At 73.9% G+C, this 15,989-nt stretch carries 9 protein-coding genes; 6 read left to right on the top strand and 3 right to left on the bottom strand.

All coding sequences use genetic code 11. The features are described 5' to 3' along the window. Nucleotides 1-41 precede the first annotated feature (41 nt). Nucleotides 42-3,482 carry an ATP-binding protein gene (locus ACQEVZ_RS31695; RefSeq protein ID WP_433373240.1) on the bottom strand — a complete coding sequence of 1,147 codons (3,441 nt, stop codon included), beginning with the start codon at nt 3,480-3,482 and terminating at the stop codon, nt 42-44. Between the two features lie 441 nt (nt 3,483-3,923). Here ACQEVZ_RS31695 and ACQEVZ_RS31690 point away from each other — a divergent pair, with 441 nt between their 5' ends. Continuing rightward, a complete protein-coding gene (locus tag ACQEVZ_RS31690; RefSeq protein ID WP_433373237.1) occupies nt 3,924-6,173 on the top strand; it encodes an alpha/beta hydrolase family protein in 2,250 nt (749 codons plus the stop codon). A gap of 492 nt (nt 6,174-6,665) precedes the next feature. Here ACQEVZ_RS31690 and ACQEVZ_RS31685 read toward each other — a convergent pair whose 3' ends face one another. After that, a complete protein-coding gene (locus ACQEVZ_RS31685) occupies nt 6,666-6,869 on the bottom strand; it encodes a hypothetical protein (protein ID WP_433373234.1) in 204 nt (67 codons plus the stop codon). Between the two features lie 35 nt (nt 6,870-6,904). On the opposite strand from ACQEVZ_RS31685, the gene ACQEVZ_RS31680 reads away from it, so the two are divergent. The 4 genes from ACQEVZ_RS31680 (at nt 6,905) to ACQEVZ_RS31665 (ending at nt 12,555) form a co-directional block, all read left to right on the top strand. Continuing rightward, nucleotides 6,905-8,503, top strand: coding sequence for a DEAD/DEAH box helicase (locus ACQEVZ_RS31680; protein ID WP_433373231.1), 1,599 nt, complete (start codon nt 6,905-6,907; stop codon nt 8,501-8,503). Between the two features lie 97 nt (nt 8,504-8,600). After that, nucleotides 8,601-10,205 (top strand): hypothetical protein, encoded by a 1,605-nt coding sequence (locus tag ACQEVZ_RS31675; RefSeq protein ID WP_433373228.1) that lies wholly within the window; start codon nt 8,601-8,603, stop codon nt 10,203-10,205. A gap of 52 nt (nt 10,206-10,257) precedes the next feature. Beyond that, nucleotides 10,258-10,650, top strand: a complete 393-nt coding sequence (locus ACQEVZ_RS31670) for an SRPBCC family protein (protein ID WP_344501686.1) — start codon at nt 10,258-10,260, stop codon at nt 10,648-10,650. Further along, the gene (locus ACQEVZ_RS31665) at nt 10,651-12,555 is read left to right on the top strand and encodes a beta-galactosidase (RefSeq protein ID WP_433373224.1); all 1,905 of its coding nucleotides are present in this window, start codon (nt 10,651-10,653) and stop codon (nt 12,553-12,555) included. 199 nt (nt 12,556-12,754) lie between these two features. Here the strand turns inward: ACQEVZ_RS31665 and ACQEVZ_RS31660 are convergent, their stop codons facing one another. Then, the gene (locus ACQEVZ_RS31660) at nt 12,755-13,879 is read right to left on the bottom strand and encodes a glycosyltransferase (RefSeq protein ID WP_433373221.1); all 1,125 of its coding nucleotides are present in this window, start codon (nt 13,877-13,879) and stop codon (nt 12,755-12,757) included. Nucleotides 13,880-13,999: 120 nt separating this feature from the next. Between ACQEVZ_RS31660 and ACQEVZ_RS31655 the strand changes: the two genes are divergently transcribed. Then, complete coding sequence (locus ACQEVZ_RS31655) at nt 14,000-15,967, top strand: thioredoxin domain-containing protein (RefSeq protein ID WP_433373218.1); 1,968 nt, start codon at nt 14,000-14,002, stop codon at nt 15,965-15,967. Nucleotides 15,968-15,989: the final 22 nt, after the last annotated feature.

Genomic DNA, 15,989 nt, shown 5'->3' with positions numbered 1-15,989 from the left:
GGTACGGTGCCGGAGGCCGCTTGGCCGGTGCTTGGGTGCCGCTAGGGCTTCGCCAGGGTCGCCAGCTGCGCGTCGCTGGCCGCGACCAGGTGCGCCGCGCCGAGCCGGGCGTGCGCGGCGCGGGCCGATCGGGCGTGGTCCAGCGCCGCGTCGCGGTCGCCGAGCCGGGCCGCCAGCTCGGCGAGGACGAAGTGCATCGAGCCCCAGGTGGCGCATCCGCTGCCGACGGTGCAGAACCGGTCGGCGAAGGGGGCGATCTCGTCGTACAGCTCGCGCGGGTCGGGCGTGCCCAGGCGGGCCGCGATCAGGCCCCACTGAAACGCCACGAACTCCCAGCCCCACAGCTGCTCGCGCGCCGTGCCCCAACGCTCGACCAGCGCCCGGGCCAGGCCCTCGTCGCCGGATTCGCAGGCGGCCAGCACGGCCGTCGGGCGCAGCAGCGAGTACGGCGGCTCGTCGGCGCAGCGCACCAGCTCGTCGCGCAGCTCGCTCTGGCGGCCCTGGAAGCGGCGGATGGTGTACAGCAACGCCAGCCGGATCCACTGCGCGCCCCACAGGCTGGTGTGCTCCTGCAGCGCGAACGCCTCACCCACCAGGCGCTCGCCCTCCGTCCAGCGGCCGGCCAGCATCGCGCGACCGGACTGCGCATACCGCACCTGCGCCGGCAGCACCGGCGTGCGGATCCCCTCGACCAGCCGCACGCAGCGGGCCAGGTCGGCGTCGAATCCCGCGATGTCGCCCGCGATCACCTCGGTCATCATCCGGTGCAGCCGCGCGGTCGCCTCGACGGTCGGTGGCAGCGGCGCGATCGTCAGCAGCTCGTCGACCGCGGCGCGGCGCTCCGCCTCGCGGTGCGGCACCCACGCGGCGTTCCAGTAGTTGTTCAGCGTGCGCGCCAGCAGCTCGGGGTCGCCGAGCTCGCGCGCCAGCCGCACCGCCTCCGCGGCGTGCGCCTCGCCGACCTCACGGTCGGGGCTGTGGTACAGCTCGACGGCGAGCGTGCCGAGCAGCACCGCGCGACGGTAGCGGTCGTCCGGGTCCAGCCGGTCCAGCTGTTCGCGCAGGATGCCGGTCATGCGCTCGTCGACGGTCAGGTACGGCCGCCACAACCACAGGGTCACCCCGCCGAACAGTGTCGCGGCGTCCATCGCCAGCTCGTCGTCGCCGAGCTGCCGGGCCAGGGTCAGCGCCTCGTCGAGCACGGTGCGGGTGCCTGCCACGTCGCCCGCGGCCCGCCGCGCGACGCCGAGGTCCACCAGCAGGCGGCACCGAGAAGTGGCGGCGCCCGGGCGGGTCGGGTCCAGCGCGCCGAGGGCGGACTCCAGGTACCGGGCGGCCTGGTCGTAGGCCAGCTGCGCCATCGCCACCTCGGCGGCCCGGGTCGCGTACCGCACCGCGCGCTCCGCGACGCCCAGCCGCGCGGCCATCGTGAAGTGGTGGACCAGCCGCCCGAGCAGGTCCGGGTCGTCCGGGCGGTCGAATGCCTCCAGCGCCTCGCCGACCTGCCGGTGCAGCCGCGCCCGCCGCAGGCGGCTCAGCCCGCCGTAGACCGTGTCGCGCACGAGGGCGTGGGAGAACCGGTAGTCCCAGCCGTCCGGCACCTCCAGGAGCACGCTGGCTTCGACCGCCGGCTCGAGGTCCGCCATGACGTCCTCGCCCCGGTCCTCGGTGGCCGCCTCCAGCAGGAGCGGGTCCACGTCCCGCCCGATGACCGCGGCGGTCTCCAGCAGCGCGCGGGTGCGCTCGGGCAGCCGGGAAAGGCGCCGGGTGATGACGTCGCGCACCTTCTCCGGCACGCCGGTCCCGGCCACCGCCTGCGCGCTGCCCCACCCGCCGGGGTGCTCGCTCTCCAGCAGCCGCAGCAGCTCCTTGAGGTAGAACGGGTTGCCGCCGGTGCGCTCCAGCAGCGCGACCGCGACCGCGCCGCCGGGCCGGTCCCGGTACCCGGGCGCGAAGCCGGCCGTGTACTCGGCGATGTCGGCGGCGGTCAGCGCGCCCAACCGCAGCCGCTCGGCGCCGCGCTCGTTGGCCAGCAGCGCCAGCGTCTCGCGCAGCGCCGGGCCGGCGTCGGCCGACTCCGGGCGCAGCGTGGCGAGCACCAGGATCGGCAGCCGGTGCAGCGCCGGCGCGAGGTGCGCCAGCAGCTGCAGCGACGAGGCGTCGGCGACGTGCAGGTCGTCGACGACGACGAGCAGCGCTCGCGCGGCGGCGTGCGCGCGCAGGATGTCGCCCACCGCCTCGTGCAGGTGAAACAGGGCGGTGTCCGGGTCCTCGGCGCGCCAGCGGTTCTCGCCCCGCCCGGTGAGCACGTCGAGCAGGTCCCGCACGGCGTCGGTCTCCGGCAGGGCGCGCAGCACCTGCGTCCACGGCCAGAAGGCCGGCGTGGCGCTCGTTTCGACGCACCGGCTCCACGCCACGTCGAGCCCGGACTGGCCGGCGAGCTCGGCCGCGCGCTCGGCCAGGCGGGTCTTGCCCAGGCCTGCCTCGCCCGCGACGAGCAGCACGCCGCCGGCCCCGCCGCGGGCCAGCTCGATGCGCTCGGCGACGCGGCGGACCTCGCCGCTGCGCCCCACGAGCGGCTCGGCTGCCTGGTGCCCCGCCGGTGCCGCGGCCTGCTGTTCCGCCGCCGGTGTGGCGGCCTCGGCCGGATGCCGGGCCGGTGCGGCGGCGGTCCCGGCGACGGTCAGGGCCTCCCGGGCAGGCAGCGGTGTCAGGGACGGGTCGTGGCGCAGGATCGTCGCCTCCAGCGCGCGCAGCTCCGGCCCGGGCGGCAGCCCCAGCTCCTCGTCGAGCAGCGCGCGGGCACGGCGGAACGCGGCCAGCGCGTCGGCCTGCCGGCCCTCGCGGTACAGCGCGAGCATGAGCTGACCCCACGACCGCTCGCGGAACGGCCGGCGGTCCAGCAGCGCCTGCGCCTCCGCGATCGCCGCCCCGTTGCGGCCGGTGCCGAGCCGGACGTCGACCAGGTCCTCGTGCGCGGCGTCGCGCAGCTCGTGCAGGTGCGCCGCGGCCGCGGCGGCGAACGCCTCGTCGGCGAGGTCGGCCAGCACCTCGCCGCGCCACTCGCCCAGCGCCTCGCCCAGCAGCCGCTCGGCCGAGGGCAGGTCGCCGCGGCCGAGGGCCTGGCGGGCGGCCTCGGCGCGGGCGGCGAAGCGCACCGCGTCGATCTGCTCGCCGTCGACCGCCAGCAGGTATCCCGGATCCCGGGTGAGCAGCACCGCCGGCGGCGTGCGCGGCGGCCGGTCCGGCTCCAGGACGCGGCGCAGCTGTGAGACGTACGCCTGCATCGTGCCGGTCGCGCTCGCCGGTGCCGCGCCGGCCCACAGCCCCTCGACGATCCGGTCGACCGAGACCACCCGGCGGGGCTCGAGCAGGAGCATCGCCAGCACCGCGCGCTGCTTGCGGGCGCCGAGGTCGATCGGCTCGTCGCCCGGCGTCCGCGCCTCGAGCGGGCCCAGGATCCGGAAGTCGAGCCGCGCCACCGGGCCACGATAAGCCGTCCCGCCGAGCCGGCAGATCGGCCGAGCGATCCCCGATCCGGCTCCGGACGGACGACGCGGCGCCCCCGATGAACTGACGGCCATTCAGCATTTCGAGAGATGGCCTATTGCCTGATATCAGTTGTGACCGTCGAAACAATGCTGTGCGGCGCGGTAACCCGGGCGTTTCTTTATCGGCGATCTCCTGGAACAGGTCATTCGTATTTTCCATTTCGCGCTGAAGCTTTCAGTGCGAAATAGGGAGAGTCGCATATGGTCCGTTTCGCACCCTTTCGGGGTCGAGTCCGGCTTCCGTCCGCAATACTCGCCGGCTGCATCGCCGCAGCAGGCCTTTTCGTATCTTCCGCCGCCGCGGACCCCGGCGACGAGCCGATCGGCTCCAATGGCTTCACCGTCGACGCCTTACCCGACGGCGGCGCGCGGGTGACGCTGCGGCTCGACGAGCCGCTGCCGGTCCGCGACGCCGTGCCGGAGCTCGCCGTCGACGGGCGCGTCATCGGGGCGGCGAAGGAATCGGCCGACGGGCTGAGTCTCATCGTGGAGACCACTGACGCCACCGTCGCCACCGCACAGCGCGTCGACGTCGCCTGGAACGGGGTGGTGCCCGGATCCAAGGCGGCGCCGCCGAGGTCCGCCGCCGCCCCCACCACGCCCAAGGGCCTGCTCAAGAAGCAGCTGTACACGGACCCGGCGCAGCCCGGTCCGTTCCAGGTGGAGCGGATCGACTACGACCTCGGCGACACGGCGACGACGCTGCCCGGGCTGAGCGACCTGCCGGCCGAGATCCGGGCCGCGGTCTACGCACCGGCCGGCGCGAAAGGCGCCCGCCCGGTCGTGATTTTCCTGCACGGCCGCCATTCGGCCTGTTACAACCCAGTCAGCCGGGCGACGAACAACACCAATTGGCCGTGCGCGGCCGGGTTCATTCCGATCGACAGCTATCTCGGGTACACCGAAACCGCGCAGGCCCTGGCCACCCACGGCTACGTGGTCGTGTCGATCAGCGCCAACGGCATCAACGCCAAGGACGCCAGTTTCACCGACGACAACGGGGCCGTGGCCCGCGGGCAGCTGGTCATGGACCACCTGGACCTGCTGGCGAAGTGGTCCACGACCGCGGGGCACCCCCTCGCCGGCCGGCTGGACCTGTCGAACGTCGGACTGATGGGGCACTCGCGCGGCGGCGAGGGCGTGGTCGAGGCCGCGCTGCTCAACGCCGAACGGCGGCACCCGTACGGCATCAGGGCGGTCCTGCCGCTCGCCCCGGTCGACTTCGGCCGGCCGACGCTGCCGGACGTGCCGATGGCGGTCCTGCTGCCGTACTGCGACGGCGACGTCTCCAACCAGCAGGGCCAGCATTTCTACGACGACACCCGGTACTCGGTGCGGGACAACGTGCTGCGGTCGTCCCTCATGATCATGGGAGCCGACCACAACTTCTTCAACACCGAGTGGACGCCCGGCGTCTCCGTCGCGCCGTCCAGCGACGACTGGTCGCCGGCCAACGACGAGGTGTGCGGCAGCGCCAGCCCGGCCCGGCTGACCGCCGCCGAGCAGCGGGCCGTCGGCACCGCGTACATGGCCGGCTTCTTCCGGCTCGTGCAGGGCGGCGAGACGGTGTTCCTCCCGCTGTTCGACGGCACGAACGGCACGGTGCCGTCGGCGGGCCGGGCCGTCGTCCACGCGCAGGCCCAGCAGCCCGGCTCGCGCCGGCTGGACCTCGCGCCGCTGGAGCGCCCGGCCGGCAACGTCTCGGTCTCCGGCTTCGACCTGGGCGCGTACTGCTACAGCGTGGCTGCGCGGGTGCTCCCCGGGGACACCCCGTGCTCGGCGACCACCGCGACCTCGAAGATCCCGCACTGGACGCCGGCGACGTTCGCCCCGTCGGTGCCGGTCAGCCCGGTCCTGCGGCTGCAGTGGAGCGCGGCGTCGGTGTCGCCCGAGGTACGGGTGGCGCTCGGCCCGGGCGAGTGGAACGTCACGAAGTACGACGCGCTCACCTTCCGGGTGGCCCGGGACGAGACGGCGGCCGGCGACGTCGACCTCGCGGTCACGCTCGTCGACAAGGCGGGCGGCACCGCGACCGTACGGGTCGGCGACGTCAGCCCGGCGCTCACCCCGTTCCCGGCGTCGACGAACACGGCCAACGGGATCAGCCGGCTGGGCAAGACCTGGCTGCGCACGGTCCGGCTGCCGATCGCCTCACTGTCCGGGGTGGACCTGACCAGCGTCCGCTCCGTGATCGTCCGGCCGGCCACCCCGTCCGGCGGCGCCTACCTGTCCGACGTCGCGTTCGACACCCCGGGTGTCGGCGGCGGCGTCGCCACCCCGGCGGTGCTGGTCAGCATCGCCGACACGACGGTCTCCGAAGGCAACGGCCCCGGCACCGCGACGATGCGGCTGTCACTGAGCGGCAAGCTCAAGGAGGCGGCGACCGTGCAGGTGCAGACGGCCGCGAGCGGGTCCTCCTCCGCCGGCCAGGTGCCACTGCTGTCGTTCCCGGTCACCATCCCGAAGGGCGCGACCGAGGCGACGATCCAGATCCCCCTCACCGGCAACACGGTCACCAACACCGCGTCGCTCCGCTACAAGATCACCATCTCGGCCCCCACCGGCGCCGCGATCGGCGACGGCTTCGCCTGGCTGACGGTCCTCGACGACGACGCAGCCTGACGCGAACCCACGCGGTGGGGCCGACGCGACCCGTCGTCCCCACCGCACCGCCCGTCCAGATCGAAGTGCTCGATCCGCCGCTTCGGCCCCGTTGGGCGAACCCGGCCGCGCAGGCTGGACGAACTCATCGGCGTCCGGCCACAGGTTCTATTGCATTGATGGCTGCTGTTGCGGAGGCGATTACGATCTGGGGGCGTCAAGGGAGCGATGGGTTTGGATGGGGGTTGGGGTGGAGGCGCGGCGGGCGCGGGTGGTGGAGTTCTGGCAGACGGTTGAGATGTTCAGCCCGCAGAGAGTGGAGAAGGTCGACCGCGAGCAGCGTGTGTTCGGGGTGCGGGCGGGGCAGGCGTTGCCGTGGGAGCCGGGGCATGAGCTGGCGCGGCGGAGGTTGCGGGCGAACCAGGCCTGGCGGCATGTGGTGTACCTGGGGGTCTACCGGCTCGACGAGGTGTTCGAGGTGCTGGCGCGGGTGTTGGAGCCGGACCCTGACAGTTACGACGAGCGGCCAGGTGGGGAGAGTGCGTTCGCCGCGTTCGTGGTGGGTGAGGACGGGCGGGCGGTGCCCGGGTCGGAGGTGTTGTCCAGTTGTGCCTGGGCGACCGGGCGGGTGCTGGGCGAGGGGCCGGCGGCGGACTGGGTGGCGCGGTTCGAGCAGGCGTCGGGGGAGTTCGGCGAGCTGTGGCGGGAGGTGGTCACCCACGAGCCCGCCGGGCCAGAGAACGCTGAGAACCATGGAGGCCGAGGTGGGCCGGCAGTGGCAGGTCCGGGCCGCGCACCAGCAGGCCCGGCCGGGCTGGTGGGAGTGGCTGCGGACGCTCGGCGCGGCGAACGGGCGCTGGGCGGCGCACGACCGGTGGCTCGACGCCGAGATGGGGGCCGCCCGGCGCGAGCTGGAGGTGCGGCAGGCCACGCTGGCCGCGGCGCAGCGGGACGCGGACGCGGCGTGGCGGGCCCACGAGGTCGCGAGCCGCGAGGCGGCCACGGCGACGGCGGTGCCCGCCCCGGACGTCACCCACGAGCCGCTGGTGGCCGCGCGCCGGGAGCTCGCCCGGGCCGACGAGGAGGTCACCGCGGCCACCCGTGCCCTGGCGGCGACGGAGACCGCCTGGCACGCCGCCCGGGGCCGGCGCGCCGCCGTCGTCGACCGGCTCGCCGGCATCGCGGCCGCGCTCGGCCGGCACTTCCCGGACGACGCGTGGTGGACCGACCGCGAGCGCCGCGAGCCGGCCGCGCTGTGGACGGATCCGGAGTGGAACACGGCGCGCAGCGAGCTGTTCCTGGCCGCGCTCGCGCTGCACCGGGCGTTTCTGCGGCACGCGGCCACCGACGTACGCCGGAACCTGCAGGCGGCCATGGACGTCGTCAGCGGTGAGGCGCCACGCGACCTCGCCCGGGACGCCGCGCTCGCCGCGTGGCAGAGCCTGTTCTTCGTCGTGCCCGTGGTGTCCACGACGTTCGCCTCGTTCGCCCGGCTCTTCGGCCACCTGGGCAGGGAGTCGCTGGGCTGGCTGCTCATCGACGAGGCCGGCCAGGCGACCCCGCAGAACGCCGCCGGGGCGCTGTGGCGGTCCCGCCGCGCCGTGGTGGTCGGCGACCCGCTGCAGCTGGAGCCCGTCACCATGCTGCCGTTCCGCGCCGAGCAGGCCATCCGGGCGGAGCTCGGCGTCGACGAGGAGTGGCTGACCAGCCGCACGTCCGTGCAGCGGCTGGCCGACCGTCTCACGCCGCTGGGCACCAGCCTGCCCGCCGACGGCGACGACGAGATCTGGGTCGGCGTCCCGCTCACCGTGCACCGCCGCTGCGACCGGCCGATGTTCGACATCGTCAACGCCATCGCGTACGACGGGCTGATGATCGACGGTACCGGGACCGCGGCCCGCGACCGGTTCGCCGCCGAGTTCCCGACCCTGCCCGAATCCAAGTGGATCGACGTCGCCGGTGCCGACGCGCAAGGCCACTGGATCCCGGACGAGGGCCGCCGGCTGGACCTGGTCCTCGGCGTGCTCGACGAGGTCGGCGTCGACATGTCCGAGGTGATGGTCATCGCCCCGTTCCGGGACATCGCCCGGCAGGTCGCCGCCCGGGCCCGGCGGTTCCCGGGGCTGACCGCGGGCACCGTGCACACCGCCCAGGGCAAGCAGGCCGACGTGGTGATCCTCGTGCTCGGCGGCAACCCCGCCCGCCCCGGCGCCCGCCGGTGGGCCGCGAGCCGCCCCAACCTGCTCAATGTCGCCGTCAGCAGGGCCAAGCGCCGCCTGTACGTCATCGGCGACCGCGAGGCGTGGTCGGCGCAGCGGTACTTCAAGACGCTCTCCGCCGACCTGCCGTAAACCTTTCGAAAGGCCTGGGGTTTCCCCGGGGGTGCGACCTACGGTCGCGGCCACACCCCACCCTGGGAGGACTCCCTTGCACAGAAGACTGGGCCGTTTGGCCGCGACGCTGGCGGCGGTGGCCGTCGTGCTCAGCTCCGCCGGGACCGCGCAGGCGACCGACGGCGGCGGGGACCGGCGCCGGCCGCTGTCGGCGGTGAACCTGCCGTCCGGCGACAGGGTGCTGTTCTACCTCGGGCAGGACAGCAGCACCCTGGCGGACTTCGACACGGCGGTGCTGGACACCGACCGCGGGTTCCCGGTGCCCGCGGGCGTCACGCTCTACACGAACCTCGTCGGGGCGCCGATGAGCGGGATGTTCCAGCCGACCAACTACGGCGCCGGCGACAACGACTTCCCGGCCACGCTCAACACGTACGGCGGCGGGATCGCGGTCGGGTTGTTCCTGTCGGACCCGTCGCAGACGCCGCTGAAGGCGCTCGCCGGCACCGCCGACCAGGCGACCGTCGCGCGGTACCGCAAGTGGCTCGACGAGTTCATCACGTACTTCGACCGGACCGGACGGGACGTGTTCCTGCGGATCGGCTACGAGTTCGACGGCGCGTGGAACGCCTACGACCCGGAGCTGTACAAGGAGGCGTTCCGGTACATCGCGCGGCGCATCGACCGGCTCGGGGCGCGGCGGATCGCGACGGTGTGGCAGTCGGCGGCGTGGCCGCGGGTCGAGCAGGCGCCCTACGCGCCGACCGCCGCCGGGCACTGGGAGCAGTGGTACCCGGGCGACGAGTACGTCGACTGGGCCGGGCTGTCGCACTTCTACGGCGAGCGCTTCGACCGCTACCAGTGGGCCTGCGAGACGCCGGGCAACGTGGCCGCGACGCCGCTCGCGGTGCAGGAGTCGCTGCTGAACTTCGCCCGCAAGCACCGCAAGCCGGTGTTCGTCGCCGAGTCCGCGCCGCAGGGGTTCGACCTCGGCAACCTGACCGCCGGCTGCATCTTCGTCGACCCGGCCACCGGCGGGCCGCGGGCGACCGTGCCGGTCACCGCCGAGCAGATCTGGGACACCTGGTACGCGCCGTACTTCCGGTTCATCGAGCGCAACCGCGACATCGTCCGCGGCGTCGCGTACATCAACACCGACTGGGCGAGCCAGTCGATGTGGAACTGCCAGCCCGGCGCCTGCGCCAACGGCTACTGGGGAGACAGCAGGATCCAGGCGAACCCGCTGATCCTGCGCCGTTTCCGGGCCGAGATCGCCAAGCGCCTCTACGTCCACGGCCCGGACCGCGTCCGCGGCTTCGAGCCGCCGGACTTCTCCGGCCCCGGCCGCTCCGAGGGCGAGTACGCGGACCTGCCGCAGGGCGGGTCGACCGGCATCGCCGTCGCCGACCCGACCGCCTCCAACGACAGGACCGCCCTGGTGTACGCCAACGGCGCGTCGATCGCCTTCGACCACGTCGGTCGCGGCCCGTCCATCGACCTGCGGTACGCCACCGTCACCGGCAACGTGCAGCTGACGGTGCTCGTCAACGGCGCCGCCAGGTGCACGCTGCGGCTGCCGAACCAGGGCAGCGCCACCGCGTGGGCGACGGTCACGATCCCGGTGCCGGTGCCCGACGACGCGGCGGTGACCCTGCGGCTGGACAGCGGCGACGTCGTCTGGGTCGACTACATCACCCCGGGGCAGCGCAACCGCCGCTGACATCTGCCCGGCGGGGCCGAAATTGTCGTACCCGCCGGGCAGAATCAGACCCATGATGGAGTCCCGACACGTCAGCCGCAGCATCAACCGATCGGCAGGGGACGTCTACGCATACGCGTCGAACCCGGCGAACCTGCCCGCCTGGGCGCCGGGTCTGCTGAAGTCCGTCGAGTGGGTCGACGGGCAGTGGGTCGCCGACTCGGACATGGGGCGGATCCTGCTGGACTGGGCGCCGGACAACCCGTTCGGCGTCATGGACCACCACGTGACGGTGCCGTCCGGCGAGACGTTCTACAACCCGATGCGGGTCACCGCCAACGGGGCGGGCAGCGAGGTCGTGTTCAGCGTGCGCCGGCAGCCGGGCATGACGGACGAGGAGTTCGACCGGGACTGCGCGGCGGTCCAGGCCGACCTCGACGCCCTGGCGAGGATCCTGGAAAGTTAGATGCTCGCGTACGGGGGCGACTACACGCCTGAGCAGTGGCCCGAGGAGGTCTGGGCGCAGGACGTCGAGCTGATGCGGGCCGCCGGGGTCAACCTCGTCAGCGTCGGCATGTTCAGCTGGGCGCTGGTCGAGCCGGCCGAGGGGCGGCACACGTTCGAGTGGCTCGACCGGGTGCTGGACCTGCTGCACGGCGCCGGGATCCGGGTCGACCTGGGGACGCCGACCGCCGTGCCGCCGCCGTGGTTCATCCGGCGGCACCCGGGCGCGCGGCTCGTCGACCGGGCCGGGCACGTGCTGGGGCAGGGCGGCCGGCAGAGCTTCTGCCCCAGCTCCCCCGACTACGCGCGGGCGTCGCGGGCGATCGCCGAGCAGCTCGCCCGGCGCTTTGGCGGGCATCCGGCGCTCGCGCTGTGGCACGTCCACAACGAGTATGCCGGGGTCAACGCCCACTGCTACTGCGACACGTGCGCGGCGGCGTTCCGCGGGTGGCTGCGCGACCGGCACGGCGACCTGCCCGCGCTGAACGCCGCGTGGGGCACCGCCTTCTGGGGTCAGCGGTATGGCGACTGGGAGGAGATCGACCTGCCGCGGCTCGCGCCGACCGCCGTCAACCCCGCCCAGCAGCTGGACTTCCTGCGGTTCTGCTCCGACACGCACCTCGCCAACTACCGGCGGGAGCGCGACGCGCTGAAGCAGCACTCCCCCGGCGTCCCGGTCACCACCAACTTCATGATCGCCAACTGCAAGTGGCTGGACTACTGGAAGTGGGCGCGTGAGGTCGACGTCGTCGCCAACGATCACTACCTGACCGCCGAGCGGGACGACCGGCACGTCGAGCTGGCCATGTGTGCGGACCTCACCCGCGGGCTCGCCGGCGGCGCGCCGTGGCTGCTCATGGAGCACTCGACCGGCGCCGTCAACTGGCAGCCGCGCAACATCGCGAAGCGCCCCGGCGAGCTGGCCCGCAACAGCCTGGCCCACGTCGCCCGCGGCGCCGACGGGGTGCTGTTCTTCCAGTGGCGGGCGTCGCGGTCGGGTGCCGAGAAGTTCCACTCCGCGATGCTGCCGCAGGGCGGCACCGGCACCAGGATCTGGCGCGAGGTCACCGAGCTCGGCGAGCGGCTCGCCGGCCTGGGCGCGGTGCGCGGCACCCGGGTCGCGGCGGACGTCGCCGTCGTCTGGGACTGGGAGTCGTGGTGGGCGCTCGAGCTGGAGTGGCGGCCGTCGGTGGACCTCGCGTTCCGTGAGCGGGTCGAGGCCTACTACGGGCGGCTGTGGCGCGACCACCTGACCGTCGACTTCGTGCACCCGTCGGCCGACCTGGAGCGGTATCCGCTGGTCGTGGTGCCGTCGCTGTACCTGACGACCCCGGCCGCCGCGGCGAACCTCGACCGGTACGTGTCCGGCGGCGGGACGCTCGTCGTGTCGTACTTCTCCGGCATCGTCGACACCAACGACACCGTGCCCGACGGCCCCTACCCGGGCGCGCTGCGCGACCTGCTCGGCGTCACCGTCGAGGAGTTCCTGCCCCTGCGCGCCGGCGAGCGGGTCACCCTCAGCGACGGATCCACCGCCGACGTCTGGGCCGAGCACGTGGTCCTCGCGGGCGCGGAGACCGTTCTGTCCTATGTGGACGGACCGGCGCCGGGCGGCCCGGCCGTCACCCGCCACCGGCACGGGCGGGGCGTCGCCTGGTATGTCTCCACCCGCCCGGCGGATCTCGGCCCGCTGCTGTGGCAGGTGTACGACGGAGCGGGGCTGCGACCCCCGCCGGATCTCCCGGACACCGTCGAGGTGGTGCGCCGGCCGCCGTTCCTGTTCGCGATCAACCACGGCGGGACCCCGGCCGGCGTGTGCGGCGTCACAGTCGAGCCCGGCGCCGTGACGGTCATCAACGAGAGCTGACGATCAGGGCGGCCGTTCCTGTTCGCGACCGACCACGGCGGGACCCCGGCCGGCGTGTGCGGCGTCACAGTCGAGCCCGGCGCCGTGACGGTCATCAACGAGAGCTGACGATCAGGGCGGCCGTTCCTGTTCGCGACCGACCACGGCGGGACCCCGGCCGGCGTGTGCGGCGTCACAGTCGAGCCCGGCGCCGTGACGGTCATCGACGAGAGCTGCCGATCAGGGCGGCGGCCAGCGCGGTGTAGCGGGTGGCGACGCTGGCCCAGTCGGCGCCGGCGGTGCGGCGCAGCCCTTCGGCCCGCATGCCGGCGGCCAGGTCGGGGTCGGTGAGGACGCGCTTGAGCGCGGCACCGACGGCGGCGCCGTCGCGGTGCGGCACGAGCAGGCCCGCGCCGGAGCCGAGCAGATCCACGGCGTGCGGGAACGAGGTCGCGACGACGGGCTTGCCGGCCGCGACCGCCTCGTGCAGCACCCCGGAGGACACCTGCTCGGTCGAGTCGTAGGGCAGGACGACGACGTCGGCGCGGTCGACCAGGCGGGCGAGCACCGCCGGGTCGGCGTACGAGCGCTCGAACCGGACGAGCTCCGCCACACCGAAGGCACGGACCTTCTTGTAGAGGCCCAGCCGGTAGGACTCGCCCTCCTCCGCGAGGACCTTGGGGTGGGTCTGGCCGGAGATCACGAGCCGGGGGCGCGGCGACAGGTGCCGTACCTCCCGCATCCCGGCGATCGCCCACTCGACGCCCTTGCCCGGCGCGAGCAGCCCCCACGTGAGCACCATCGGCTCACCCGACGAGCTGACCGTGCGGATCGCCGGCCGCACCAGGGCGCCGTGCGGCACCAGGTGGACCTTCGCCGGGTCGACGGTGCAGGTCTCGTGCAGGCGGGCCCGGGCCGCCTCGGTGGTCACGACGACGGCGCCGGCGAGGGACGCCACCGTCTCCAGCACCCACCGCTGGTGCTGGCTCGGCCGGCGCAGCACTGTGTGCAGCACGACGATGCTGGGCGCCCGGAGCCGGCGCAGCACCTCGAGCACCGTGTCGCCGTCGCTGCCGCCGAAGATGCCGTAGTCGTGGTTGACGACGACGGCGTCGTGCCGGTCGAGCGCGGCGGCGGCCACCTCGGCCGCGCCGTCGGCGCCCGCGAGGAGGTGCGCGACCACCTCGGGCCGGTCGGTGAAGGTCGGCGAGTCGACGGCCCGGACGACCTCGACCCACTCGACGCCGGGCGTGGCGGCCAGCGCGGTGCTGAGCGCACCGGCGAACGCGGCAACGCCGCTCTGGGTCGGCGGATACGTGCTGAGCAGCCCGAAGGACGTGGTCACCGCGCGCCCACCTTTCGTCGGTGGGCTCGGCGCCTGGGGATGAACGTGGCCGGACCTTCCAGGCTCACCGTACACCCGGCGCGGCCGCGGCTCCGCGCGGTCGGATCGTAGGGTTGAGGCATGGCCAACCGTCTCGCCGACGCGACCTCGCCGTATCTGCAGCAGCACAAGGACAACCCGGTCGACTGGTGGCAGTGGTCACCTGAGGCGTTCGAGGAGGCACGACGCCGGGACGTTCCCGTGCTCATCTCCGTCGGCTACGCGGCCTGCCACTGGTGTCATGTGATGGCGCACGAGTCGTTCGAGCACGAGGGCGTCGCTGCGCTGGTCAACGAGTTGACGGTGCCGGTGAAGGTGGACCGGGAGGAGCGGCCGGACGTCGACGCGGTGTACATGACGGCGACGCAGGCGATGACCGGGCAGGGCGGCTGGCCGATGACGGTGTTCGCCACGCCCGACGGGGAGCCGTTCTACTGCGGCACCTACTTCCCGCGGGACGCGTTCCAGCGGCTCGTCCACGCCGTGTCGGACGCCTGGCGGACCCAGCGCGACGCGGTGCTCCAGCAGAGCGCGGCGGTGGTCGACGCGATCAGGCAGGTCGCCGCGAAGCCACCCGCCGGCCCGATGCACGAGGGCGTCCTCGACGCGGCCGCGCAGAGCCTCGTGAAGGCCTACGACAAGGAGCACGGCGGGTTCGGCGGGGCGCCCAAGTTCCCCCCGCACATGAACCTGCTGTTCCTGCTGCGGCACTACCAGCGCACCCACGACGACGAGGTGCTGGGCATCGTGCGGTACACGGCCGAGCGGATGGCCCGGGGCGGGATGTATGACCAGCTCGCCGGCGGCTTCGCGCGGTACTCGGTGGACGAGACGTGGACGGTGCCGCACTTCGAGAAGATGCTCTATGACAACGCGCTGCTGCTGCGGACGTATGTGCAGCTCGACCGCATCGCCGGCGGCGGCACCGCGCGGCGGGTGGCCGGGGAGGTCGCCGACTTCCTGCGCCGCGACCTGCACGACGGCCACGGGTTCATCTCGGCGCTGGACGCCGACACGGACGGCGTCGAGGGCCTCACGTACGTGTGGACACCGAAGCAGATCGACGAGGTGCTCGGCGAGATCGACGGCGCGTGGGCGCGCTACCTGCTGGAGGTGACCGCCGACGGCACGTTCGAGCACGGCGCGTCGGTGCTGCAGCTGCCGGAGGACCCGCTCAACCTGGAGCGCTGGCTCGACATCAAGCGGCGCCTGCTGGAGGCCAGGGACGCCCGGCCGCAGCCCAGCCGCGACGGCAAGATCGTCGCGGCGTGGAACGGGCTGGCCATCACCGCGCTGATCGAGTTCGGCCAGGTGTACGGCGACCAGCAGGCCGTCCAGCTCGCCGTGGACACCGCGCGGTATCTGGCGGAGACCCACCTCGTCGACGGCCGCCTGCGGCGGGTGTCCCGCGACGGCGTCGCCGGCGCTCCGGCCGGCGTCCTGGAGGACTACGGCGCCGTCGCGGAGGCGTTCTGCGCGGTGCACCAGGCGACCGGCGACGGCGAGTGGCTGACCCTCGCGGGCCGGCTCCTCGACGTGGCCCTGGAGCGGTTCGCCGACCCGGCCGGCGGCTTCTTCGACACTGCCGACGACGCGGAGCAGCTGGTCAGCCGCCCCGCCGACGTGACCGACAACGCGACGCCGTCCGGCCTGTCGGCGATCGCGGCGGCGCTCGTCGCCTACTCGGCGCTGACGGCGGACGTCGCGAAGCGGGAGGCGGCGGAGCGCGCCCTGGCCACGGTCGCCATGGTGGCGGCCACCCACGGCCGGTTCACCGGTTACGCGTGCGCGGTCGGCGAGGCGCTGCTGTCCGGCCCGTACGAGATCGCGATCGCCACCCAGGACCGCCACGACCCGCTCGTCACCGCCGCCTGGTGGCACGCCCCGCCCGGCGCGGTGGTCGTCGCCGGCCCGCCGGACACGCCGGGGGTGCCGCTGCTGGAGAGCCGGATCCTGCGGGACGGCCGGCCCACGGCGTACATCTGCCGCGGCTTCGTCTGCGACGCGCCGGTCACCGAGCTGGAGGACCTGGTCTCAGGCCTCGGCTAGGAGCGCCGTTTCCCCTCTGGGC

This window comes from Dactylosporangium sp. CA-152071, assembly GCF_050936335.1.
In the GTDB taxonomy this organism is placed as follows: domain Bacteria; phylum Actinomycetota; class Actinomycetes; order Mycobacteriales; family Micromonosporaceae; genus Dactylosporangium; species Dactylosporangium maewongense.
This window is presented reverse-complemented; position numbering and strand designations above follow the sequence as displayed.

Coding starts and splice junctions, on each gene's coding strand:
- ACQEVZ_RS31680 (WP_433373231.1), top strand. CDS start 6,905: ATGGAGGCCGAGGTGGGCCGGCAGTGGCAGGTCCGGGCCGCGCACCAG.
- ACQEVZ_RS31665 (WP_433373224.1), top strand. CDS start 10,651: ATGCTCGCGTACGGGGGCGACTACACGCCTGAGCAGTGGCCCGAGGAG.
- ACQEVZ_RS31670 (WP_344501686.1), top strand. CDS start 10,258: ATGATGGAGTCCCGACACGTCAGCCGCAGCATCAACCGATCGGCAGGG.
- ACQEVZ_RS31655 (WP_433373218.1), top strand. CDS start 14,000: ATGGCCAACCGTCTCGCCGACGCGACCTCGCCGTATCTGCAGCAGCAC.